This window comes from Paenibacillus sp. FSL K6-1566 (assembly GCF_038050475.1).
Classification (GTDB): domain Bacteria; phylum Bacillota; class Bacilli; order Paenibacillales; family Paenibacillaceae; genus Paenibacillus_AQ; species Paenibacillus_AQ lactis.
Genome location: NZ_JBBOSR010000001.1, coordinates 2,986,815 through 3,010,443, shown reverse-complemented (window position 1 = coordinate 3,010,443; position 23,629 = coordinate 2,986,815). Strand labels below are relative to the sequence as shown.

The window sequence follows — 23,629 nt, the reverse complement described above, 5'->3', positions numbered from 1 at the left end:
GCCGGATCGGAGGGATTATATGTGAAGATCATGATCGTGGAAGACGATGCAACGATCAGTGAAATGCTCGGGGAAACCTTGCAGAAATGGGGATTCGAGTCTGTGCTTTGTAACGATTTGGATCGGGTCCAGGAACGTTATGTGGCAGAACAGCCTCATCTGATGCTCTTAGACATCAACCTGCCTGTGTATGACGGTTTCTATTGGTGCAGCCGGATTAGGGAAGTCTCCAACGTGCCGATTATCTTCCTTTCCTCCCGCAATACGCCAATGGATATGGTGATGGCGATCAATATGGGCGGAGACGACTATATACAGAAGCCGTTCTATGATGAAGTACTGATCTCCAAAATCAAAGCGCTGCTGCGCAGAACCTACTCGTATATCGATCCTTTCCCGAATGTAATCGAACATGAAGGCGTGATCCTGAACCTTCATGATGGGAGGCTGTTATCCGGAGAGCAATCAGTGGAGCTGACGAAGAACGAGTTCCGAATCCTGAATCTGTTGATGCAGAGTAAAGGTAGCATCGTCAGCAGAGAAACCATCATGCGCCGTTTGTGGGAGGATGAAAGCTTTGTGGATGACAACACCTTGACGGTTAATATGACGCGAATCCGAAAAAAATTGGATGATCTGGGAAAAAGCCGGTTTATCACAACGATCAAGGGTGAAGGGTATATGATCAAATGAGTTTTCTGCGATATTTAGAAGATAAACGTTATGTGATATTATTGGCCGTCGCGCAGATGCTGTTTGCAACCTTAATGATGTTTGTTAGTGCATCCGGAAAATATGATGCCGGAGATATTTTTTACACGCTGCTCGGGTGCTTAATCTTAACCGCCACCTATCTGATCGTTGGATATGCTCGGCGCTATGCACATTATCAAGCACTGGATGAATTGACCGGAAACGACGATGACGATATTGTCGCTGCTGTACCAAAGCCGATCAGTCATGAGCAACAGCTCTACACAGCGTTGGCAAGAAAGCTCCATCAAGCGAAGCTGGACACTATTCGAAAGTACCATGGGGAACGGAAGGACTATCATGACTTTATCATGTCTTGGATTCACGAGGTAAAGCTTCCCATCACGGCTGCCCATCTGCTGATGAGAAACAGTGCCGGCAAATCGGCTGAGGAGCTCGTGAATAAGCTGGAGGATGAAGTGAACAAAATCGATCACTATGTTGAACAAGCGCTCTATTATTCTCGGATCGATTCATTTTCGAGGGATTATTTGATTGCCGAGGTTTCACTGAACCAGATCATGCGAGCCTGTGTCCGCAAGTACGCCAAGCTGTTCGTTGCCAAACGGCTCCGGTTCACCATGTGGGAAGAAGAACACACGGTTCACAGTGACGCCAAGTGGCTTGGATTCATCCTCGACCAAATCATCACCAACGCCTTGAAATATACAAACCAAGGAGGTGCCGTTACCTGTTCCATCGAGGATAATCCGAGCGAGAAGCGGCTTTTGATCCGGGATACCGGCATCGGCATCCTTCCGGAAGATCTCGGAAGAATTTTTGATAAAGGTTTCACCGGATCAACCGGTAGAAATGACGCAAAATCAACGGGATTGGGATTGTACCTGGCCAGCCAGATGGCCATCAAACTGGGACACCGGTTGTCTGCGCGATCCGAACCAGGCCAATATACAGAGCTTGCCATCATCTTCCCTAAATCGCGAAGCATTCATGAAATGATGTAATGTTACTTGGTTACAATAATGAAGGCATCGTCATAAACCTTTAAAGCCGCCAAGGCCTCCTGAAAGAGACAGGCGGCGTTTTTTTTAACTCTACTTTTTACCCTCCAATTGATTGCTTATCTGGAATAGCTGTTCTGTTAATTCGATTCCGGTTTGTTCTCCGATGATATTGGAGTACCGATCATAGAGGTTAAGCCAAGCTTTCTCGATATCCGGCTGCAGCTCTTTCCCCTTCTCCGTGGAGTAAATCAAGGACATTCTGCCCTTTTGTTCAGCGTACACCAGGCCTTTAGCCTGCAGCTTCTCGATAAAACGGGTCACCGTTGAAGGTGTTATATGCAAAACCTCTCCAAGCTCCTTCTGAGAAATGCCTTGCTTCTCATTCACGGCAATCATCAGGAACGCGTAGGTCGGAGACAAGCCAGTTATGCGAAATTCATCCTCGGCTAGTTTGGTCATGGAGCGGGCCAACTGATTGGCCGTGAAGTATAGACATCCCTTGAGTAAGTGGTCATGAAAGTGTTCCATCTTATACACTCCTTTTTAGTTGTGCATACAAATTATCATTCCACATGACTAGGTGTCAAGCCTTTCCACGACCGAAAACGCGCGAGATTGTCCTCTAATCGAAATTTAGATACGAAGAAGACAATAAAAAAAGCCCCCCTGACCAATGTTAGATCAAACGAGGGGCTCCTAAATTGCCAAGATTGATGAATATTGCTGCTTACGAATAAAAGGAAAATACGCTAAAAAGTTCTCGCTTTAGCCTGCAGTTTAATCGCCGCCATCTCCTCCATCGCTGCCGCTGTCGCTGCTGTCTCCGAAAAATCCGCCACCGCTGTCCCCATCCCCACCGTCTCCGCCGCTGCTGCTCCATGAAGACGAGTTGCCAGCCAACCCTTTCCATGACCGTTGAAAGGCAAAATCAAGCGCAACATGCGAAGCCGGATCAAATAGCGGAGAAGCGTGAGATCGGACATAATCCGGTTGCTTCTTTCGAATACGTGTCAAAAACCTCCGTCCTACGCCGAGCAGAAGCGCCGCTTCCATCATCCGTTCGAGATGAATAGGCTCGCGATCTTCGCTCCTGCCGCCTCTAGCCAGCATTCTGCGATATCGTTTCACCGTGCTCCGGCAGGCTTCCGATCTGCGATCTAATACGACTCCGGGCATAAGTCCGACCATTAGAATCGATAGAAGAACAAAGTCCAAGTATGTATCAACGACCGGGTCGTACATGATTTGAGCACCCATGAAGAAGCAGACGATCAAGAAGGCTATGATATATTTTTTCTGACGCCAACGAATGGAAGCCAGGGCGGCTCCGCCTCCCAAAATAAGAATCATTACGCCGATCCATCCCCATGATATAACGTCTGCGATATACAGGTAGGTCAGCAATGTAACATGCACGAGAGCAAGCACGGCGAAGATTATTTTTCTCGGCCTATATACTCCGTACTTTATCGTTTGGCGATTCTCTTGTTCCACGATCTCCCGCCAACGATTGAACCCTGTCTCCAGGCCTTTCAAGCGATTCTTGTAGATGTGCATCGAGCTTTTCTGATGACGTTCTGATTTCGTGGGCCCGGATATGCTGTCCAGTTTCAGAAATTCCGTCCCACGGAACAGCCAGCTCAGAAGATACCGCTCCGATTTCGTCAAGCCGGAACGATTCCCCGCGAATCTGAACTGCGGGCCCTCCTTCGGGGCGCTGTCATCTTGCTGAAACCGCGTTCCCAAATGCTCCATGGAAATATCGAGCATGCCCTTGCGTCGCAGAGCAAACACACTGGCGAGCACATTTTCGCGCCGAAGCTTACCTTTCCTGAAGAGGTAGACCAGACTGCTCGGATTCATATGTTCAATCTCTTCCATGGTTATTCGCCGTCCGTCCCACCATGCTGCGAGCCTGCGAATGGATAGTGCATAAAACACGACACCTGCTATTGCGGCATAAGTCAACCAGCGGCTTACATAAACACCGGCTTCAAGCAGACGATCCCGCTCCACGAATCGGCGTTGAAGCGCCGACTCTTGCTCCAGCCGTTCCGATAGTAGGGAAGAAGACGACGTCGTTTCCAACTCGGGAAGCGCCTCTAATGGAACAAACACCTTCATCCGCACATGATCCCCCTTCGGCAGAAGCTTGTTTTCGTATCGGGATACTCGTTCGGAAGTCTCCGTAACAGCCCACCGGAGCGGTCGTAAGCATAGACGATAACCGGTTCTTGCACAGGCTGCCTTATACGCAGCGTAACCGATACGTTCTGATGCTCCTTGTCGTTATCCTTAAGCAATGACCAATCCAGCTCTCCGCGATCGTCATATTTCACTGCCTCCTTATCAAGCCTGTAGCGATAGTATACCTGCCTGGATTCATCCTTTGCCTGTACATCGATGAAGTAGGAACCCCTTCTCCATCTTAAGGTGACCGGATACCGCTCTAAACTTTGATAGCCGAAATTGCCTAGTTCCCGATCGACGGGTGGAACATATGCCTCGAAGAACTCGATATTCGCATCCCCGAAATTGTCCATAAATCGCGATATCGAATCATACTCACCGCTGACAGTATAGGTAAAAAGCTCCTCCACGTACAAGTCACCGTCCGGCAGCAGATCGGCCACGATGTTAACCTGATTGACCGTCAATTTGTCGGTGCCGCCGCAGCCTACGAGAAGAACAACCAGAAGAACCACCGTTGTCAACAACATCACAGATTTCGAGCCTTTACTCATTAAGCCATCCTCCTGTTTCCTTAAAGGACAATCATGGCATACTCCTTTCGAAGGTATAGACAGATTCATTTCATGTTAATGAAAGATTTGCGATCTGGCAAGCATTTTCGATGGCTCCCAGTAACTTCCCGCGATTGCTGTGAAAGGAGTCTAAACGAGCCGGCAATGGTAAAAGTTGTCGTAAAAAAAGCGCCCTATCCCATTCGAGATAAGGCGCTTGGATCATTAGTGAGGCATTATATTGCCAGGTGTTTGCGGCTGAACCATAGCAGGAGCGTAGCTATTTTGCATTTGCGTCATATCCTGCCGCGGAAGCTGCGGTACCTGATAGTAGCCATGCTTGTTCTGATACAGGGAAATTTCATAAGCCATTTCAATACAGTTTGGCAGCGAATCTGCAAGCACCCGGCGCACGACTGGATTGGTGGATTCCAGGGCGGCATTTGTTTTTACGGTAGCACCGGCTTTAACCGCATTCAGCATGCATTGGGAAATGAACTCATCGTTTATTTCTGCTGTCGACTGCATTGGTTTCTTCGGCTGGGATGGCTTCATCCCGTAAGTAAAGTCATTCCCCTGCTTCATTTTATAGCTTTGGGTTGGTTTGGATGGGTCTTGCCCTGATTTAAAGCACTCCAAGGTGATGTTGTATTCATCAGCCATAAATTGCTTCTGGCGCTGCATAATATCCCGAAGCTCCGGATCTTGTACGTGCCCGCTCAGCATCGTATAAGTATCAATCGTATTGATGGCCCCTGCCAACACTTCGTGGACGTCGAACATTTCGTGCCCGCCATGGTTCAATTGCGGAGGAACCATACCGGTTTCAATATTTTGGTGATTTTGCGGCTGTTGGAATTGCATGCATATAACCTCCTCATATTTTAGCCTTATTTCCAATGCATCAACTTTGATAGCCGGATTATGGCTTGGGAATGGCTCCTTATCTGCAGTTCAAATATGGAGTCCAAGGTTTATTGTTATAAGAATCGACTTAAGTTATTCAGAGAAAATGCAGCGTGAGCCAAGCGAAGTCAACATGAAGTAATTGATGATTGGATTTGATTGTGCCTGCAACAAAAAAGACGACCGCCAAATGGCGGTCATTAGCAATTTGTTCGTACTTCTCGGCATCTCGTTCTTTCCTTTACCAGTACATATCCCAATCTTTTAAAACCCTCACCAGCGCTTCAAAATAGAAATAATCTCCCCATATGCAGCATTCGTCGATTCCGTTCCCGAGCGGCTTTCCATACACCGCATGCTGGAGAATGCCGTTGGATTCAGGGAGCGAAGCCGTCGTATATCGATCGGATAAAGATTCCAGGATACGAAGTGCTGCGTTCTCGTACATTCGGCGCTCCGGATGCGAGAGCGGCAAGTGCTTAGCCAGTTCCAGCATTCCGCATACCGAAATGGCGGCCGCCGAGCTGTCCCTCTCTTCTTCCGGGCCTTCGGTGAATATCAAATCCCAATAACATACATAATCCTCAGGCAGCCGATTCAAAAAGTATTTCGTGACCCGCTCAGCATGATGCAGCAGCGCTTCTTCCCTTGTATATGCATAACTGAGCGGCAAACCATAAATGGCCCAGGCCTGACCGCGCGACCAGCATGAATGATCCGCGTACCCTTGGGACGTTTGCCCAAATCTTGGCTCTCCGCTCTCGACATCCATATAATACGTATGGTACGTTGAGGAATCCTCACGAATCAAATATGCAGCGGATTGCCGGGCATGGCTTATGGCAGTACGACGATATTTCGGTTTACCGGTTTCTTCAGTCGCCCAATAGAGCAAAGGCAAATTCATGCAGCAGTCGATGATCATCCTGCCGCGCTGAGACGGTTGGTCCAGCTTCCCCCAAGCCTGAATGATGCCGGCTTTCTCGAAAAACCGCTCCATCAATAGGTCTGCGGCGGCCAAGGCAACCTGTCTTGCATCTTCGTTCCCGGTCAATTTGTATGCAGCCACGCAGGACAAGGAATACAAAAAACCCAGATCATGCGTCTCCGTTGCGATGCGCTGCTCCACACGCTCCTTGTAGCTGTGGAGTTGATGCTCCGCGGTCGAGCGGTACTTCGCATCACCTGTAACTTCATATGCCAACCACAGCATCCCGGTCCAGAATGACGAGGTCCATTCCGTGTTGCCGATTGGCTCGTAGATATGATTACGGCTTGCAGGGGACGGAAAACGGTCCGAAAATGTGTCCAAATTTTCATCGTTCTTATGCAGCACGAATTCAATGGCGGCTTCGGTCCTTTGACGCGTCCAAGTCGTGGTCTCGCCGTATTTTAATGGTTCCTGGATCGCTTCCATGTCTAATTGGCCACTCCTCTTCACGTTCAAGTTTAATGCCCGCTTGCACTCACCCGATATTTGCCGGGTGTTACCCCCTCCAATTTCTTGAATGCCCGGATGAACACGACATCGTTTGTATAGCCGACTAGTTGGGCCAGCTGCGCATTGGTCAGTTCCGATTGCTCCATCAAAGTCTTCGCTTTCTCAATCCTCGCGCGGGTAATATAGTCGGTGATATTGCATTGATTCATCTTCTTAAAGAAACTCGAGATATATTGCGGCGTCATGCCGAAATGGTCGGCAATCATGCCAAGTCCTAAATTATAGTCAGTTAAATTCCGGTCGATGAATACCATCAAATCCTGCTGCAGCTGGATGCTGTGATCGCTGTGCTCCGTATGAAAGAGACGGGACAGCTTTTCATACAACCGCTTGGTCTCGGTATGCATTTCATCGCTTGTGGAACAACCGAATATGTGTTTTACGGGATCAAAGCTCGGGCCTAGAAGGCTTTCATGATCCGTGTTGGTCAAATTCAGTATTTTCAGAAATGTGCTGATAATGTTGAAGAACAAGCATCTTCCCAGCTCAGGGGTCATTCCCGATGAATTAAAATTCATCGAATAAATATTATCCAGCAGCTTAGCGACGTTTTCCGTATCTCCGCTTCTCACATGGTTGACAAGCTGCGTCTCGAATTCGATCGGATAGTAATAATGATGCTTAATGTCCCGTACATGCCCGAAGTGAATGATTGAATTTCTACCGCTGAACATCCGGTAATCCAGGGCTGCCATTGCTTCCAGATAAGCGCTGCCGATGGTTCCGTTTCCTGTGTGTACGCTGCTGACGGCGATCGTCACGGAAATATGAAAACGGTCCTCCAAGACCCGAAGCAATCGTTCTGCGATCTCATGAAGGAAGAGTCCTGTTTCCACCTCTTCAACCGGATGGAAATTGATCAGGATCGCTACCCGATCGCGTTCCAGATCGACAGCGAATCCCTGATGTCCCGAATTTGCAATATCCGTGCCGATATTCGAGATGATAAACCGAATTTGCGTCCAGTCTTGCTCGGATGGCTCTGGCGACAGCCTTGTAATATTCACTGCTTGAACAATGATGACTGCAAACTTGTCGGACGCGAAGTGTATGCCCATCGTCGCTAATGACGGCCCCCCGTGATCGCCCGCATGTTCCGGATCAATGTATCCCCGAATGAGCCTTGACAGAAAATCGGCACGGATGACAGGCGTCTGCCTGAACAATCGCTCTCTCAGATGCCGCTGCTCAACGAGCGAGCCTTCGATCGTTTGCAAAATAAAATCATATTCGTTTGCGGCCGGTTTATCCTGAACCGGCTTTCCTTGAAGTATGGCATCAACCACCCGTTTGACGGGACTATATTGTCGGTATGCAAACCAACAAGCAATGGCCGCCCCCGCGACAAGCGATACGACTAACACCGTGAGCGCCATTCTCTTTAGCTGCGATACTCGTTCCATAACGCTGTCCATCGGCATGACGGACACATAATGCCAGCCAGCTTCCTTGGATTCCGTAAAGGTTATCATGCTGTCCGTGCCATTTAATGTAGTTTTAAACAATCCCGATGGACCAGCCAGCTTTTCCGTCACCTGTAATGACAGCTCCGAGCCAGAGGAGCTTGCGATCACGCCCTGTTCCTTGTCGAGGATATAAATCTCGCTGTCGTTCGCGGACTCGATTTGCCGGAACATCTCCTGAAGCTGCTGCCCATCGATCATGATCACAAGCGTTCCGCGGATATTGGAAACTTCATGGAACGGAAGGGACTGCGCATAAGTGATGACATCCGCCGGGTTGCCATTTGCTTGATTCGGGTCCTGCAGCAGCACATTGGAGGGCAAGAAAGCCTTGTTGTGGTAGCTGCCGAGCAACGTCCGCTTCCAAGTTTCAAATTCCATATGCTCAAACCGATAATACTTGTCGTAGAAGGTTCTTGCATCCGTCCGCATTCCCGGCTTCAGAATGACGTCTCCCGCTTGCAGATGAACATAATAGTCCTTCACGAATCCGCTTACAAAAGATTGATAGCGGTTCAAGTAATCGCGGACGAATTCTACCTGGCGATACGCCCCGGCTGGATCTTGCCTATCAAGATTCAGCAAATGAGCCAGCTTCGGGTTAAACATGATTTGTTTTGCCAAAATATCCACTTCTTTAAGCTTGCTGTCCATTGAAAGCCGCAACTGCTCCAGCATTGCCGAATTTGAACGCTCCACATTGTTTTCCATCACGTTTTCCACCCGTCCATATAGAAAAAGACCCACGGTCATAGGCAATAACAGGATGAGCATGTACGAAACGATCATGGTTTTCAAGACGCGTCCCCGGCTGCTCCTCTTTCGCTTGCCGGGAATAAAGCCGGGTATCGAGATCATGGGCATTCCTCCAAGAAAATGTATGGAAACCTATTTCTTGAATCCTTCGCCAAGCGGACTAGCAATCCCTTTAATAAGTCCGGTCATCCAATGAGAGGAACCAATCGAACCGAACGAAGCTTCACGGCTGCCGCCTGCCAAATTTCCGGTCCGAAAGGCTTCGGTTTCGCAAGCTTGGTTGATAAGGTCAACGCATACGTACCCGGATCCTCAATTACGATCCGTCCGACAGATGAATGAACCTCGGTGTACGGATGCTGACAGGATATGGAGTCGTTGACGACCTTATCCTCTTGGGGAATACATGAGATCGTCTGCCCTGCCGCCCGTACGGTGACCTCATGATCGTATTCCTTTTCCCAAACGGCACCGGATTTTTTGAAATTAACAAGCATGACTTCGTAAATGCCGGAAGATGAGGCCTTAAAGCTCCACCGTGCCTCGTTCATCTCGCTCCCGGTCGTTATCTCTGACAGTACAAGATCCAGCTTAATGGAGCCATTCGCCTGTTGGATAAACCCCCGATCTACATCGATCTTGCCCTCGACTTCCAATGCAATAACCGAAACATGGTCTTCCGGGGGATGCTTGGGCAGTCGGATCCGCATCGCGTGATGGTCCGTTTCCGGTTGATAGCTCTGGTGCACGGGAAGACTGCTTGTCGTCGGATCCGTGAGCAGATATGCATGTTTAACCGTATTTCTCACCCCGTTCAATGCCAGTTCTCCCTCTGGCCAATATCGGTTGTATACATGAAGGAAGAGAATATCTTCTTTAACCGTAACCGCTCCCCACTCCAGCTCATAAGGGAACGGGCTTGCGCTCGTACCGTAGACCGCCTCTCCATTTCGAGCAAGCCATTCGCCAACTTCCTTCAGGCGCAAAGCGGATTGTTCCGGAATTATTCCTGTTTCCGTAGGGCCGACATTGAGCAGCAGATTCCCTCCCTTGCTTACGATATGCACCAACTTTCGGATCAAAGCATCCGTCGATTTCCACACTTGATCCTTGGTGCTGTACCCCCACGATTGATTTAGGGTCATCGGCGTTTCCCATTCCCTCGTTTCCTCGCCATACATCGGGATTTCGTTATCGCCCTTGGATTGGTAATCACCAAAATCAGGCCAATGGCTCACTCTGCTGTTAATCAGGCAATCGGGCTGAAGCTCACGAATCATGTTGACCATCGCTTCGCTCTCCTTCTTCGACAATCCCCCGGATGTATCGAACCAGAGCAGTCCGACGGGGCCGTATTCCGTCAGCAGCTCGCGCACTTGCCCCTTTGCTTTATGGTTCCAATAACTGAAGAACGCCTTCTTCTCCAGCTCATAGTCCCACAGATTGTTAAATGTATCGTGAAGCGCATGCGGATGATGCCAATCAATCACATGAGAATAGTAGAAGCAGAGCCTGATTCCTTCCTCCCTGCAAGCTTCGGACAGTTCCTTCAACGGATCCCGGCCGAATGAAGAAGCATCAACAATATTGAACGGGTCCGTCCGCGAGTGGTACATGGCGAAGCCATCGTGGTGCTTGGCCGTGATGACGATATATTTCATGCCGGCCCTTTTGGCGCATTTCACCCAAGCTTTGGCATCAAACTGTGTCGGGTTGAATTCCCCGGCAAGCTTCTCATATTCCTTTACCGGAATTTTGTCGGCATACATCACCCACTCTCCTTTGCCGAGCAGCGAATACACCCCCCAGTGGATGAACATGCCGAATTTGGCATCCTTCCACCACTGCATCCGGTTCTTGCTTTCCGCTACGATATCTAATGATGAATCAGCCATCGTTCTCCTCCTATTCCTTAATGGCGCCGATCAAGACACCTTTGACGAAGTATTTTTGCAAAAACGGATACAGAAGCAGTATCGGTAATGTGGACACGATGATCGTTGCATATTTAATCGTGTCCGCGATCGCCATCCGGTCCCCGGAGGCTTCCGTCATCATGTTGTCCGTCGTATTGGTTATAAGAATTTCCCGGAGCACAAGCTGGAGCGGGAATAACTCCCGGTCCCGCAGGTAGATGAGCGCCCCGAAATATGAATTCCAGTGTCCCACGGCATACCATAGAATCATTACGGCGATAACGGGCATGGACAGGGGGATAATGATTCGGAACAGAATGATCAGGTCGTTCGCACCGTCGATTTTCGCTGATTCCTCAAGACTTATCGGTACGGACTGAAAGGCAGTCCGCATAATGATCATATTAAATGTCCCGATCATCCCTGGGATGAGCATCGCCCAGATCGTGTTCAACATTCCCAGGTTATTGATCAGAAGATAAGTCGGGATCAGGCCGCCGCCAAAAAACATGGTAATGACGATCAACATCATCAATAGATTTTTAAAGTACAAATTTCTGCGGGACAACACGTATGCGCCGATCGCCGTGGCCACCAGATTGATGGCTGTTCCCGCCGCAACGTAGATCAGCGTGTTCCGATACCCCGTCGTAATCATCGGATTGTTAAACACCGCCTTATAGGCTTCGAAGTTGATATCAAGCGGCGTGAACAGCAGCCCTCGGTGCTGGGCCAACGAAGCGGGATCGCTGAACGAAGCAAAGGCAACGTACACGAATGGATATAAGGTGACGAAGCAGAGACCGGTTAGAATCAACGCATTGAACCAGACGAATATGGTCTCTCCGGCGGTTCGTTTATTAGCCATAACCGCCCCCCTCTCTACCAGAGTTTATGTTCGCTGACCCGCTTGCTGATCGAGTTCGCGAGTACAAGCAGAATGAAGCTGACCACCGAATTAAATAAACCTACAGCCGTCGTAAAACCGTAATCCGTCTCCAGAACCCCTCGCCGATACACAAAGGTCGAGATCACGTCAGCCGTTTCATAAGTTAGCGGGCTGTACATCAGCAATACTTTTTCGCTGCCAACGCTAAGCATGGAGCCCATATTTAAAATAAAAATAATAATGATCGTCGGCAGCATCCCAGGCAGCGTTATGTGCAGCATCTGTTTCCAGCGGCCAGCGCCGTCCATCTTGGCTGCTTCGTAAAGGGTCGGATCAATGGTTGCGATGGCGGCAAGATAAATGATTGATCCCCAGCCTACGCCTTGCCAAATGCCGGACCCGACATATAGCGTACGGAACCATCCGGCCTCGCTCATGAACGGAATCGATTCGATGCCGAAAAAGCCCAGTATCTGATTCACCAAGCCATCTCTTGCGAGGAAATCGAACATGATCCCTGTAACCACGACGATGGATACGAAATGCGGCAAATACGATATCGTTTGAACTGTACGCTTAAACAGCCGGCTGCGGATTTCATTCAGCAGCAGGGCAAGGATAATCGGTGCCGGAAACGCGAAGATGAGCTCATAAACATTGATCAGCACGGTATTGCGCAGAAGGCGTTCGAAATAATAGCTGTTAAAGAAATTGCGAAAATGCTCAAATCCGATCCACTCGCTTCCCCAAATGCCGTCCGCGATACTGAAATCTTTGAAAGCCATCAATAGACCGTACATCGGTCCGTAGTGGAAGACGGCATAGTATAGAATAACGGGAAGCGCCAGTATGTAGACGTATTTGTTCCGTCTTAAATCTTTCGCAATCGTTGTCCATTTCCCTTTGCGAGACTCGAAGGGATGTTCCCGTGCAGCAGACAATCGGATTCCTCCCTCCAACTTTTATTTATTGTGCCGCACCAAGAGCGACGGGAACTGCATATTTTCCGCCGCTCTACGGCGGTTAGCCTTTAATCTTTTGCCTTATTGCTTCCTACCGCTTACCGTAACGCTCCAAGGCGTTCTGCTGGATTTCCAGGGCTTCCGCTAGACCCATGGATTCAATGGTTTTCACATACTTATCGAACTGATCCAATGGCTCGGCGCCCATGACGAATTTCAAGTACATCTCGTCCTTGTACGTGTTAATGTCTGTCATAATTGAAGCATAGCGGCTGCTCTCGGCTTGAGTCGGCGTTGTGCGCGGCATTTTCTTTTCCATGGTCGGCTCAGCCCAGATGATCTTGGACTCCAACTGATCAGGCTCGGTCGTATATTGCTCATCGAAACGAATATCGAGCATGAACGGCCCGCTGAAGGTTGCTCGGTTATGCTTGGACATGGATTGGATCACTGGCAGTCCGGAAGGATCATTTAATACTTCGGGTTTGAATTTGGGCTTGCCGTCTTCCATCGTATAGCTGACGCCCTCTTTTCCGAAGTTAAATAACAGGGTCCCTTCCTCGGAGTAGCCGTAATCCAGCCACTTTACGGTTTCGATCGGATTTTTGTTGCTGGTCGTGATCGCCGCCCCGATTCCGTTAAATGCATAGTCCTTGTAACCCCAGATTTGCTTGTCGCCTTTGTTCATCACAGGGTAGGGCGCTGCCACCAATCTGAAATTCGGATCTTTATCCTTCATGAGCGTTCCATACTTGCCGATCCCACTGCCGGTGTATAGAATCGCTGATCCGATTTGCCCGCCGGTAATTTTGGCCTCCAGCATTTTCTCATCGGTCGTCGCAAAGTCTTGATCGAGTAAGCCTTCCTTGTACCACTGGTTCATGAGTGTCAGGAACTCCTTGAACCTCGGGTCAGTCGGGCCGTATTTAACCTGTCCTTCCTCTTGATAAAATCCGGCGTTAATTCCCCACGCTCCGAGAAAAGCGGTCGTTGTATCGACATCTCCCTTCGTCAGATATAGTGGGATCTCATCCGCTTTGCCATTGCCGTTCGGGTCTTGTTCCTTAAAGGCCTTCAACACGTTGTACCATTCATCAATCGTCGTCGGCATCGAAAGCCCCAGCTTATCGAGCCAATCCTGCCGGATCGTCGGTCCGAGAAATACCTTAAGCCTGTCGTCGGTACGCAGGAACGGGAACACGTATATGCTGCCGTCATCGGTCATAATTTCCTTCTTCCACTCCGGATGCTCCTCAAGCACCTTCTTAAAGTTTGGTGCATGCTGGTCGATCAAATCATTGAGTTTGATGATTTTGCCGTCCTTGATCGCCTTCTCCGGTCCCCCAGGATAGCCGGCCCAAGAATATTCGATCACATCCGGAAGCTTATCCGAGGTCATCATGAGGTTAAACTGCTCCGTGGCTTGCTGGCCCTGCGGAGGATGCTGAAAGTCCACTTTCACTCCGGTTAAACTCTCCAATTCCTTATAAGCCTCGATTTCGTTGTAACTCTTCATCGTAGCGGACACCTGGCTAACGATTTGCACCCAATACGTCAGTTCCGATAGAACCGGAGGGGATTCCGGGTCCAACGCTGCCTCCGGTTGTCCCTTGGCAGGGCCTCCGCAGCCTGCCGCTGTCATGGACATGGTGGCGGCAAGCAAAACAATCCAGAATACTTTAAGCCTGTTGACCTTCATTATCTTTGCCTCCCTTTTCATTTGCTTGTTGTGCGGATTTCTGGTTTGTTAAGCACCACCTTACAGAACATTTTGGCGATTGAACACCGCCGTATTTTCTAATTGTGCAGTATATTTTTAAAGCAGTACATTGTCTAAATTTAATCTTGGACTGATTTATTTCATGATGGACGGTCACTACAGAAATAAAGGGCGGCCGAAACGGCCGCCCTTTGCAAATTATAAGCTGCTATGAAGCCGAGACTTGGTTTCGGATGTAGTCCATGTCTCCAAGAAGCAGCTCCGCAAAACCGGAATCGATGTGCTTGCCCCGTTGTGCTTTGATGGCGTTCTCCAGCGAAGTGAGCGCTTCATCGGCTCCTTCGCTTCCAGGAGGATGCTGCTGGAGATCTGCAATTTTGGCCAATAGGCTTAGCGTGATGCCGTGATTATCAATCCAGCCCTTTTCTTCCCCTGCTCTCACGATATCGTCGAGCTGTTCCTGATCGACAACAACTTCGATCGGATATTCACGAACCGTGACATTCCCGGCCGCATCTTCTGCCGTTATACGAAGAATATGCGGTCCGGCTGTCAGCGTTAATGGCTCTCTAACCAGCGTTTCGGAAGCTTCCTTGCCATCCAGCTCCAAGCTAAAGTCCGATACGCCGCTTAATGTGTCCGTGATTTGAGGCGAAATGGTTAAACGCTCGGTTTGGTATACGGACTGTGGCACATTTGCCTTTATTTCCGGTCCGCTCCGATCAATCCTCACTGTCTTGGAGGTTTCGTCACTTGTCACGCCAGACAAAGCGGCCATTCGGGCATATACGGTTGTCTCTCCCTCTGTTTCCAAGAGTATGGGAGCCGTATAATTCGTCCATGTGCCTTTGGATCCTAGCTTAAATTGGCTCCGCATGCCTGCAGCTTCAGCTTCAGGAGTCATCGCGATGGAGACCTGCACCGAGTCACGGTTCCATTCGGTTTCCGACTCGACCTTGATTTCTGGTGGGTCTTTAAGCGAATGCGTCTCCCTCAAGCGCCACAATTCCTGCGCAGGGGACGGTAAGTTCAACGCCTCGATGCGGGATTTAACCTCCGCTTTGGAATACGGCAGCGCCCACTTATCGAAGAACTCCGTCAGATTCTCTCCTGCCGTAATGGATGCCATCACGACAAACGTATCGATCTCTTCCTGGTTCGTCGCAGGCAGCTGCGATGCCGGCAGCTCTCGGTACGCCTTATGAAGGTCAGCGTAAAAGTCCCATCCATAAGCCAAGGAAAGCTGGCGGAACATCACGAGATAGCCGAAGAGATCCAGCTGGCCGGAAGCACCGAACGACTTACCTGGAAGATCGCTTTCCATATATTCAAACGCTAAATCATAGAAGTCCTTTCCATCGGCATTGCGAATCAATAAGTTGCTGCTGTTGCCGAATTTCTCCTGAACGTAAAGGGAGTAAATATTAACCGTGATTTCACCTGTTACGTTCCAGTTCCAGGCTCCTTGCTGATATTCATGGCCCGTCTCGTGCCAGAAGCCCCATCCTCCCTGTGTAACTCGAGATATGTCCACGGCGTGGCCCGCTGAAGGATCGATGTGAAACATGATCGGATAGCCCGCATGCATGTAACCAGCACTAATCTGTCGATCCGCAACATAACGGAACGGAAGGTCTATACTTTTGTGCGGCAGCGGTTGATCCGGGGAAAGCCCCGCAACTTCCTCGGTGTAGTCCACGATCGCATCCCACTTCTCCACTAATTGCTGTGGATCTTCTAGCTGCCTGATATACTCGGACGGCAGCGTCAAGATCACCCTGCGTCCCTGAAGCTCCGACCAGGGGGCGGGATGATGCCGAATCGTATCTTCCCATTCGGCCTTAGAGGTCTCGCCAAGGATATAATGCGGTGCGCGAACTCCGCCGCTGATTTCAATATCCTTCGCAACGCCAGGCTGAGGCTTGGTTGGAATCAAGTAAATCAGACCGCCAAAAGGACTGCGAATCCGATTCTCACCCGGAGAGAGGGTCTTTCGCTGCGTTATGACCGGCGGTCGTTCCCATTCCGTTTTACTTGTCAGATTGTCCGTGTGCGCCCCAACCTGAACGTCTAGATGCTGAGTGCCTTCGGGCACACGAACCGTTACCCATTCTCCGGCCGGCGCGTACAGCCCTGTACTAATCCAATTTTTAGGAACCGTCCCTTGACGCAAATAGTCAAAGGTTGAATAATCAAAATTCACGTGGACGGATTGTCCCGTCACACGAGGGGCCTCTGCTGGAACGGCTCCGGGGAATTGATCGGCATAAGGGGATTTGGGGGCCGTCAGGTCATTTCCGATCCGTCCCAATTGAAACGCTAATAATGCGCTCGTATAGGGCGCTTTGGAACGGTCGAGCGGAAACGTAAGATTGGATTCCAAATCGCTCGCATCCTGCTCGATCACGGCATACAGCGGACTCTGCGGAGTGATGCTGCTGACGGTTCCACCGGTCACCGAAGCGATGACCTGCAGCTTCTTATCCGCGCCGGCACCAGGCCGCCCGACGTTTACCTGATCCGGTGACAGAGTCCCGGCCTCAATTGCTTCGGCCAGTTCCAGCAGCTTTTGCGAATGATAATTGGCGGATTGCTCCGGTGTCAATTTGGGCAGGGTTTCCGTTCGAGTCGATGCCGTATTGTTCATCAGACCAAGACCCATCCGGTTCAATAGGCGCTGCACCGGGTAATCCTCACTGAGCTTGCCTGAAAGTCCCTGATATTCATTCCCAAGAAAGACATGCGGATATTGTTCCATCACCCATCCCTTTAAGGGGACAACGACATGACCTCCTTGCGCGACGTAATTCTCGACGGCGTCGACCTCGCTATCCTTCAGCGTCCCGTCAACATAAGCTACGGGGTAGCGGGACGGATCCAACTGCTCCGGCGTGAATTGGTCCAATCGGACCAAATCGATCGGTACATCGGTTTCGATGGAATAATTCTTCCACGTTGCGGACAACATGGGTAATCGACCTTTGCCTTCCAATGCCTCGTCAAATTTATCAAAGCAATGTTGAAACTAAACCTTCCTCCTTCTCACCTCACCTTCGGATCTTTTTTCGATACAACCCAACTATAAAACGGCCGCCCGCTGCTCCCAACCGTCTATTTTTAAGATCCAACTGTATTTTCTCTGATCGGCACTGATCTTTTTTAATATTGAATGGCATAAAATTAACAGGGAACCATTCGAATTTGTTCACAAACACAATAAAGAAGGCATCCCGCATAGGGATGCCTTCTCGACTACTACTAATATGAACGGATCACGAAATCCCATTATTCCAGGGTGAAATCACCAGAGCCCGTGCGTACCTTCAGCAGCACATCGCCGCTTCCGAACGTTCCTCTGAGGACGCCTTTATCCTTGTCTTTCTCCTCGTATTGGAATCCGTCCCAACTAACCTCGCCAGTGCCGGAGCCCCCTTTAAAATCAACGGTCAGGGAAGAAGGCTCCTGATCCAAATCAACGGTCACGTTGCCGCTGCCCACCCGCAGGTCGGCATCCTGAAGCAGCTCATCCGCTTCCAGTTGAATGTTGCCAGAGCTGGCCTCGCCTTGCAATTCGGCTTCTCCGTCCTGCAGATCAACGCTGCCGCTGCCTGCCTCGAACTTCATCAAGGAAGCCTTATAGCGCTCAGCCGATATATCGCCGGAGCCTGACTTCAAGCCAATTGTGACCGCATCAATATCCTCGATATGAATATCACCGCTGCCCACTTTGATGGAGATATCCTCTCCCTGCAATCCCGCAATCTCTATATCACCGCTGCCTGCTTCAATGTCGGCTCCTGCCCACATTTTCTCAGGCAGTTCCACCGTTAAATCCGTATCCATAATCCGTACGCCGATGCCGATATGATCCGGTGCGTCGATCCCCACGCTCAGCGTTTCGCCCTTCGACTCCACCTTCAATTTGACTTGGTCCGCAATCTGCTTGCTCACTTTCCCATCCAGCCTGATCATGATCTCATCCGAGCTTCCCTGGACGACCTCAATATCGCCGCTTCCTGTTCGAATATCCAACTTCTCGATTTCTTCCGGGCTGACCGCCTGTTCCTCGTGAATTTCCTTCGTAGAGAAGGAGAAGCCAAAGTTAACATTTGAGAAGATATTCATGGGATTCCACGTAAAAATCAACAGCAACACGCCCGCCACCACGATCCACACACCAGTACGTCTCTTCATTTTCGTTTACCTTCATTCCTTCCGTCATTCCAAATTCTCTCTATCTTTCCAGGTTTCCGATTCCTGTTCAGTATAGCACGCATAATCAACATGAACATTAGTCCCGCGAATGATTGAAACCCCGACTTAAGTCTAGTACCGCAAACCTCCTGGGGGTATGCCGAATAGGAGCACGGATTACCTTTGGGAATTCGTAAGATTACGAAAAAAAAGAACCGACCCCCAGCAGAAAATTGAACTGTGACCCATAAGATGGACACTTTGAAAAAAGTGACTTCTTGTGGGTCATTTGTGTTTTAATCAAGGTATGTGACGAGGAGTGATACGAGAATGGGGAAGTTGAAACGGGTGCTCTTTACCGAGGAGCAAATGAGGAAGCTGGAGGAGAATCCAAACGTACACCATGTGACCGAGGCGGCCATTACATACACACCTGCATTCAAGCTGGAGGCGCTGAAAGCCTACAAGCAGGGGCAGACACCTTCAGAAATCTTTATTCGTGCCGGCTTCGACCTGGACGTTATTGGTCATAAGAAGCCCAAGGACAGCTTAAAACGGTGGCGTGAAACCTTCGAACTGTACGGTGAGGAAGGTTTGGCTACAGAGCGGCGCGGTAAGGGCAGTACAGGGCGCAAGCCAACTGGTCAGTTGTCAGCCGAAGAAGAATTGAAACGGGCTAAGGCCCAGATCAAACTGCTTGAAGCTCAAGTGGACATGCTAAAAAAGCTCGAAGCGCTCGATCGGCAGAAGAAGAAACGCTGACGCCCTCCGAGCGCTATGAGATCATAAATCGCACCATTCGGGCATATGGCCTGAAACGAATGACACGCTATCTATGCGAGCTCGTGGAAGTAAGTCCAAGCGGCTATTACAGGTGGCTGGGGACGGAAGAAGATCGTCAACTTCGTGCTGCCGCCGACGAGCAGGACATCCTTCTCATCAAGCAGCACTTTGACGCGCTCCGCGGCAAAGCAGGTGCGCTTGTGATTAAGATGCGGCTGGAACAGATAAGCGGCGTTGTCATGAACCACAAGAAGATTCGCCGGCTTATGAAAAAGGCAGGCTTGGTAGCCGTAATCCGTCAGGCGAACCCCTACCGCAAGATGGCTAAGGCAACTCAAGAGCACAAGACGTGTCCGAACCTGCTGGAGCGAAAGTTTGACCAAGGCGAACCTGAGAAAGTGTTTCTCACTGACATCACTTATTTGCGCTATGGAAGCGGACACTGGGCATACCTTTCCTGCGTGAAGGACGGGGCGACCAGGCAGATCCTTGCCGACAGCGTGGCAGCAACACTCGAGCTTCCAATTGTCGAGCGGACGCTACAGCGTCTTTTAGAGCGATTAGATGGAAACATTCATCCAGAAGCGATTCTGCACTCCGACCAAGGGATGCACTACACGCATCCTAAAACCCGTCTTCTCATTGCTAAGGCAGGATTTAAGCAGTCGATGTCGCGCAAAGGCAATTGCTGGGACAACGCCCCGATGGAATCATTCTTCGGTCACTTGAAAGACGACGTTGATTTTAGCGATTGCCAAACTATTGATGAAGTGAGGGTGCGAGTGAAGGAGTACATAAGCTACTACAACTCAGAACGATACCAGTGGACATTAAAAAAGATGACCCCCGATGAATTCAGAGGTCATCTGCTTGCTAGCTAAGCTCTAGGCGGTTTATTTCAAACTGTCCACAAATCGGGTCACAGTTCAAATCTTTACCGGGGACAGTTCCTTCTTCGATCTAAGAATCGCTTCATTATGTACAGCATTTACTGAAGTTTTACTTTATGTAGATGCTAGTTCCTCAAAACAATTACAGGATCAATTTCGTTAGAATGCTCATCAGCAAGACGTAGGCTGACACGGATAGAATCAAATAACCGGCGGTGCGCTCCTTCACGACTCCGCTCGCTTCCATGGCGGCATGCAGCGTTAATGCAAGCAGAGACAACAGCGTAATGAGCAGCAATAAAAAGGAAATATTAAAGCTGAAGGACAGAATGCCTGCTACAACAAAACCGACAGCCCCAATGTAATGCGCCGCTCCGACACGCGTAATAAACAGCTTTAGCTCAGGCTGCTTCCCGCTTCTCCACCAGCCGATCAGCCATACAGCCGCCAGCAGCGCAACGGTCGAGAGCAGTCCGAGCAACAGCATTCTACCGAATACTTCACCATACACGGAGGATGGAAGTTCACTAAATAAGCCTCCCCCTCCAAAGCCAAACATGGCGAAAAAAAGCGATGCTATCCGCTTTCCCGTAAGCAGCGTCCATAGTAGAAATCCTACCAATGAGCTGGCAAGCCCCAGGATTCCGTAGATGAAATGTTTTTCCGTCAAATGAATGCTGTTCAGCGGATTTTTCAGCAGATTCAGGATCAAATAGCCGTCCACCTGCTTCATTGATTTTGTTACTTCATCCAATACATTTTTCTTCTCTGTCTCCATCGTTTCCTCCCATAGAAATATTCGTCATGCCTAAACCAGGTCCGATCCTTTCCTATTTTATCCGATATTTGCTAATCCGTATATTGGAAATTGACAAATTTCAGCATTATCCCAATGCAACATCCAGAATCATCATCAAAACGAAACCGAACATTAGGCTCATCGAGGCCAAGTCTCGGTTGCCCTTTTCCTGAGAGCTAGGAATAACCTCTTCGGCTACGACAAAGATCATCGCTCCGGCTGCAAAGCTTAACGCATACGGCAGCATCGGCTCAATAACGGATACGGCCACTGCGCCGATGACCGCAGCGATCGGTTCAACCATGCCGGAGAACTGCCCATAGAAAAAGCTCTTTCTCCGCGACATTCCGTCACCGCGCAGCGGCATGGATACCGCAACGCCCTCCGGGAAGTTTTGAATGCCGATCCCAAGCGCCAAAGTCATAGCGCCGACAAGAGACGCTTCCGTCCCCCCGTTGGCTAACGCGCCAAATGCGATCCCAACCGCCAGCCCCTCCGGAATGTTATGAAGGGTGATTGCAAGGACCAGCAGCGTGCTTCGTTTTCTCATTTTGGGGTTGTAACCTTCTGCTCCTCCGATAGGGGCATTGGGATGAAGATGCGGCAAAATCTTATCGATCCCCCAGATGAATACCCCTCCCAATAAAAATCCGAAGGCTGCCGGAAACCAGTTCCCGATCGGATTGCCTTCCGACATTTCGATGGCCGGAGCCAATAAAGACCAGTAGCTGGCCGCAATCATCACGCCGCCGGCAAACCCCAGCATGCTGTCCAACAAGCGCTGGTTCAAGGTTTTGGTCACAAAAACGAGCGTCGCCCCTAATGCGGTCATTCCCCATGTAAACAAGGTAGCGAGCAGTGCTTGTAGAATGGGATTCAAGTTCATAAATACATCTACCATTATGGATGAGCTCCTTTTTATGTAAGTGATTATGCTAATGATAAAGTTAGGGTTTCCCCATCAAATCCTAGCATGCATATGCCGACTTTTGTTAGAGACATCTAGAGAATATGTACCCAAGAGGGTTACTCCCCATACAGCCCATCAAAATTATATATCAAATATTCCGTATCATTAACACTTACCTTTTGGTAAGTACCTGAACTAAAAGTGCATACTTACATAATTTCGGCTATCGCTTTATACTCAAGACAATTCATCTTGCAAGGAGGACAACGCTTTGAAAACGCTAGTCATCGCAACACACCCTAATCTGGAAACGTCGGTCGTAAATAAGCGATGGGTCGATGAACTCCGGAAATACCCGGAAAAATACACGATTCATGAATTGCATAAGGTTTATCCGGACGGCATCATTGATGTGGAACAAGAACAGCAGCTAATCGAAACGCACGGCAATCTTGTCCTGCAGTTTCCTATCTATTGGTTTAATTGCCCGCCGCTTCTCAAAAAATGGCTTGATGACGTCTTCACCTACGGGTGGGCATATGGTTCCAAAGGCGGAGATAAATTAAAGAAGCGTAAGGTTGCCCTGGCGGTATCCGCCGGCATTAGAAAAGAAGACTATACAAAAGAAGGAAGGTATCGCTATACGCTTGATCAGCTGCTGACTCCGTTTGAGACGACATTCCGATACTGCGATGCGGATTACCGTTCATTCTATGCGTTTTATGGTCAAGAAAATGAACCCGGCGGGAACGTGCCCGGTATGGAGCCGGACCCTGCTCAAAGCGCATTGGAAGCAAGCGCCCGCGATTATGTGAAGTTCGTCGATAGCCTGTAATCGGGGTACCGGTGTGAAGGATTAAAAAAGAAGTATTCCTTGAATTGGGGAATACTTCTTTTTTTGAGTCCGGCCTCATGTCAGGCCTCTTGCGGTACAGATTCGGGCGTGGGCATATGGTTCTCGCCCCACTCGCACATCATATACAGCACGGGAATGAGGGAATGCCCCCGTTCAGATAGCGTATATTCCACCTTTGGCGGAACTTGCGGATATTCCGTGCGAACGATCAGGCCATCCTCTTCCAGCTCCTTTAACATTATGCTCAGCGTTTTAAAGGATATCGAACCGATGCTTCGCTTCAGCTCATTATGCCGCATAACCTTATTTTCGGCCAGCCAATACAAAATGATCATCTTGTATTTACCGCCGATCAAGGACAGCGTATACCCAAAGCCGGTGTCTCGGGGGTTTACGCCGGTAGGAACACAGGTTTCACGCACTAGGGTCACTCTCCTTCTAGTCTGCTTGCCTAATATTTCTTGTATGATAAATCTTATCATAAATACAAGCCGATAATGGGGAAAGCTTCATCTTGTTTCAACAAAAAATCCAGGCAGCAAGTCCGAACGAATTCTCGCTCATGGCTGCCTGGATATCGTTAAGTCATGCTTTACAAGGACGGGTCCATGCTGACATATGG

General features: G+C 49.5%; 20 protein-coding genes. 5 read left to right on the top strand and 15 right to left on the bottom strand.

From position 1 onward, the window contains the following. Nucleotides 1-21: 21 nt before the first annotated feature. Together NST08_RS13235 and NST08_RS13230 are read left to right on the top strand one after the other, a co-directional pair. A complete protein-coding gene (locus NST08_RS13235) occupies nucleotides 22-693 on the top strand; it encodes a winged helix-turn-helix domain-containing protein (RefSeq protein ID WP_040739981.1) in 672 nt (223 codons plus the stop codon). Then, entirely contained in the window at nucleotides 690-1,718 is a 1,029-nt protein-coding gene (locus tag NST08_RS13230) for a sensor histidine kinase (RefSeq protein ID WP_007131790.1), read from the top strand. Before NST08_RS13235 ends, NST08_RS13230 begins: the two co-directional genes overlap by 4 nt. Nucleotides 1,719-1,808: 90 nt before the next feature. Here the strand turns inward: NST08_RS13230 and NST08_RS13225 are convergent, their stop codons facing one another. The 12 genes from NST08_RS13225 to NST08_RS13170 form a co-directional block, all read right to left on the bottom strand. After that, on the bottom strand, nucleotides 1,809-2,246 hold the full coding sequence (locus tag NST08_RS13225; protein WP_007133286.1) for a MarR family winged helix-turn-helix transcriptional regulator: 438 nt from the start codon (nucleotides 2,244-2,246) through the stop codon (nucleotides 1,809-1,811). 249 nt (nucleotides 2,247-2,495) lie between these two features. Continuing rightward, nucleotides 2,496-3,842 carry a DUF2207 family protein gene (locus NST08_RS13220; RefSeq protein WP_341341837.1) on the bottom strand — a complete coding sequence of 449 codons (1,347 nt, stop codon included), beginning with the start codon at nucleotides 3,840-3,842 and terminating at the stop codon, nucleotides 2,496-2,498. Beyond that, nucleotides 3,839-4,462, bottom strand: coding sequence for a DUF2207 domain-containing protein (locus tag NST08_RS13215; RefSeq protein ID WP_341341836.1), 624 nt, complete (start codon nucleotides 4,460-4,462; stop codon nucleotides 3,839-3,841). Before NST08_RS13215 ends, NST08_RS13220 begins: the two co-directional genes overlap by 4 nt. A gap of 225 nt (nucleotides 4,463-4,687) precedes the next feature. After that, the gene (locus NST08_RS13210) at nucleotides 4,688-5,326 is read right to left on the bottom strand and encodes a spore coat protein (protein WP_007128308.1); all 639 of its coding nucleotides are present in this window, start codon (nucleotides 5,324-5,326) and stop codon (nucleotides 4,688-4,690) included. Nucleotides 5,327-5,609: 283 nt separating this feature from the next. After that, the gene (locus tag NST08_RS13205; RefSeq protein WP_341341835.1) at nucleotides 5,610-6,785 is read right to left on the bottom strand and encodes a glycoside hydrolase family 88 protein; all 1,176 of its coding nucleotides are present in this window, start codon (nucleotides 6,783-6,785) and stop codon (nucleotides 5,610-5,612) included. Nucleotides 6,786-6,817: 32 nt separating this feature from the next. After that, on the bottom strand, nucleotides 6,818-9,190 hold the full coding sequence (locus tag NST08_RS13200; RefSeq protein WP_007128310.1) for a helix-turn-helix domain-containing protein: 2,373 nt from the start codon (nucleotides 9,188-9,190) through the stop codon (nucleotides 6,818-6,820). Between the two features lie 83 nt (nucleotides 9,191-9,273). Further along, the gene (locus NST08_RS13195; protein WP_007128311.1) at nucleotides 9,274-10,983 is read right to left on the bottom strand and encodes an alpha-L-fucosidase; all 1,710 of its coding nucleotides are present in this window, start codon (nucleotides 10,981-10,983) and stop codon (nucleotides 9,274-9,276) included. A 10-nt stretch (nucleotides 10,984-10,993) separates the two neighbouring features. Further along, nucleotides 10,994-11,872, bottom strand: coding sequence for a carbohydrate ABC transporter permease (locus tag NST08_RS13190; RefSeq protein WP_007128312.1), 879 nt, complete (start codon nucleotides 11,870-11,872; stop codon nucleotides 10,994-10,996). 14 nt (nucleotides 11,873-11,886) lie between these two features. After that, entirely contained in the window at nucleotides 11,887-12,834 is a 948-nt protein-coding gene (locus tag NST08_RS13185; protein ID WP_210094871.1) for an ABC transporter permease, read from the bottom strand. 112 nt (nucleotides 12,835-12,946) lie between these two features. Further along, nucleotides 12,947-14,554, bottom strand: a complete 1,608-nt coding sequence (locus NST08_RS13180; RefSeq protein WP_213613972.1) for an extracellular solute-binding protein — start codon at nucleotides 14,552-14,554, stop codon at nucleotides 12,947-12,949. 229 nt (nucleotides 14,555-14,783) lie between these two features. Further along, a complete protein-coding gene (locus NST08_RS13175) occupies nucleotides 14,784-17,543 on the bottom strand; it encodes a M60 family metallopeptidase (RefSeq protein WP_232239275.1) in 2,760 nt (919 codons plus the stop codon). Nucleotides 17,544-17,860: 317 nt separating this feature from the next. Further along, nucleotides 17,861-18,769, bottom strand: a complete 909-nt coding sequence (locus NST08_RS13170) for a DUF4097 family beta strand repeat-containing protein (protein WP_251535133.1) — start codon at nucleotides 18,767-18,769, stop codon at nucleotides 17,861-17,863. A 330-nt stretch (nucleotides 18,770-19,099) separates the two neighbouring features. Between NST08_RS13170 and NST08_RS13165 the strand changes: the two genes are divergently transcribed. Further along, nucleotides 19,100-19,531 carry an HTH domain-containing protein gene (locus tag NST08_RS13165; RefSeq protein ID WP_007127449.1) on the top strand — a complete coding sequence of 144 codons (432 nt, stop codon included), beginning with the start codon at nucleotides 19,100-19,102 and terminating at the stop codon, nucleotides 19,529-19,531. Then, nucleotides 19,528-20,433, top strand: a complete 906-nt coding sequence (locus tag NST08_RS13160; RefSeq protein ID WP_341035036.1) for an IS3 family transposase — start codon at nucleotides 19,528-19,530, stop codon at nucleotides 20,431-20,433. The genes NST08_RS13165 and NST08_RS13160 overlap by 4 nt, the downstream gene beginning before the upstream one ends. A gap of 151 nt (nucleotides 20,434-20,584) precedes the next feature. Here the strand turns inward: NST08_RS13160 and NST08_RS13155 are convergent, their stop codons facing one another. Next, nucleotides 20,585-21,220 carry a hypothetical protein gene (locus NST08_RS13155; RefSeq protein WP_028404592.1) on the bottom strand — a complete coding sequence of 212 codons (636 nt, stop codon included), beginning with the start codon at nucleotides 21,218-21,220 and terminating at the stop codon, nucleotides 20,585-20,587. A 106-nt stretch (nucleotides 21,221-21,326) separates the two neighbouring features. Then, nucleotides 21,327-22,142 carry a ZIP family metal transporter gene (locus NST08_RS13150; protein WP_007128320.1) on the bottom strand — a complete coding sequence of 272 codons (816 nt, stop codon included), beginning with the start codon at nucleotides 22,140-22,142 and terminating at the stop codon, nucleotides 21,327-21,329. Between the two features lie 280 nt (nucleotides 22,143-22,422). Here NST08_RS13150 and NST08_RS13145 point away from each other — a divergent pair, with 280 nt between their 5' ends. After that, nucleotides 22,423-22,986, top strand: a complete 564-nt coding sequence (locus NST08_RS13145) for an NAD(P)H-dependent oxidoreductase (protein WP_144878415.1) — start codon at nucleotides 22,423-22,425, stop codon at nucleotides 22,984-22,986. A gap of 80 nt (nucleotides 22,987-23,066) precedes the next feature. On the opposite strand, the gene NST08_RS13140 is transcribed toward NST08_RS13145, so the two are convergent. Continuing rightward, a complete protein-coding gene (locus NST08_RS13140) occupies nucleotides 23,067-23,429 on the bottom strand; it encodes a winged helix-turn-helix transcriptional regulator (protein ID WP_007128322.1) in 363 nt (120 codons plus the stop codon). Between the last annotated feature and the right edge of the window lie 200 nt (nucleotides 23,430-23,629).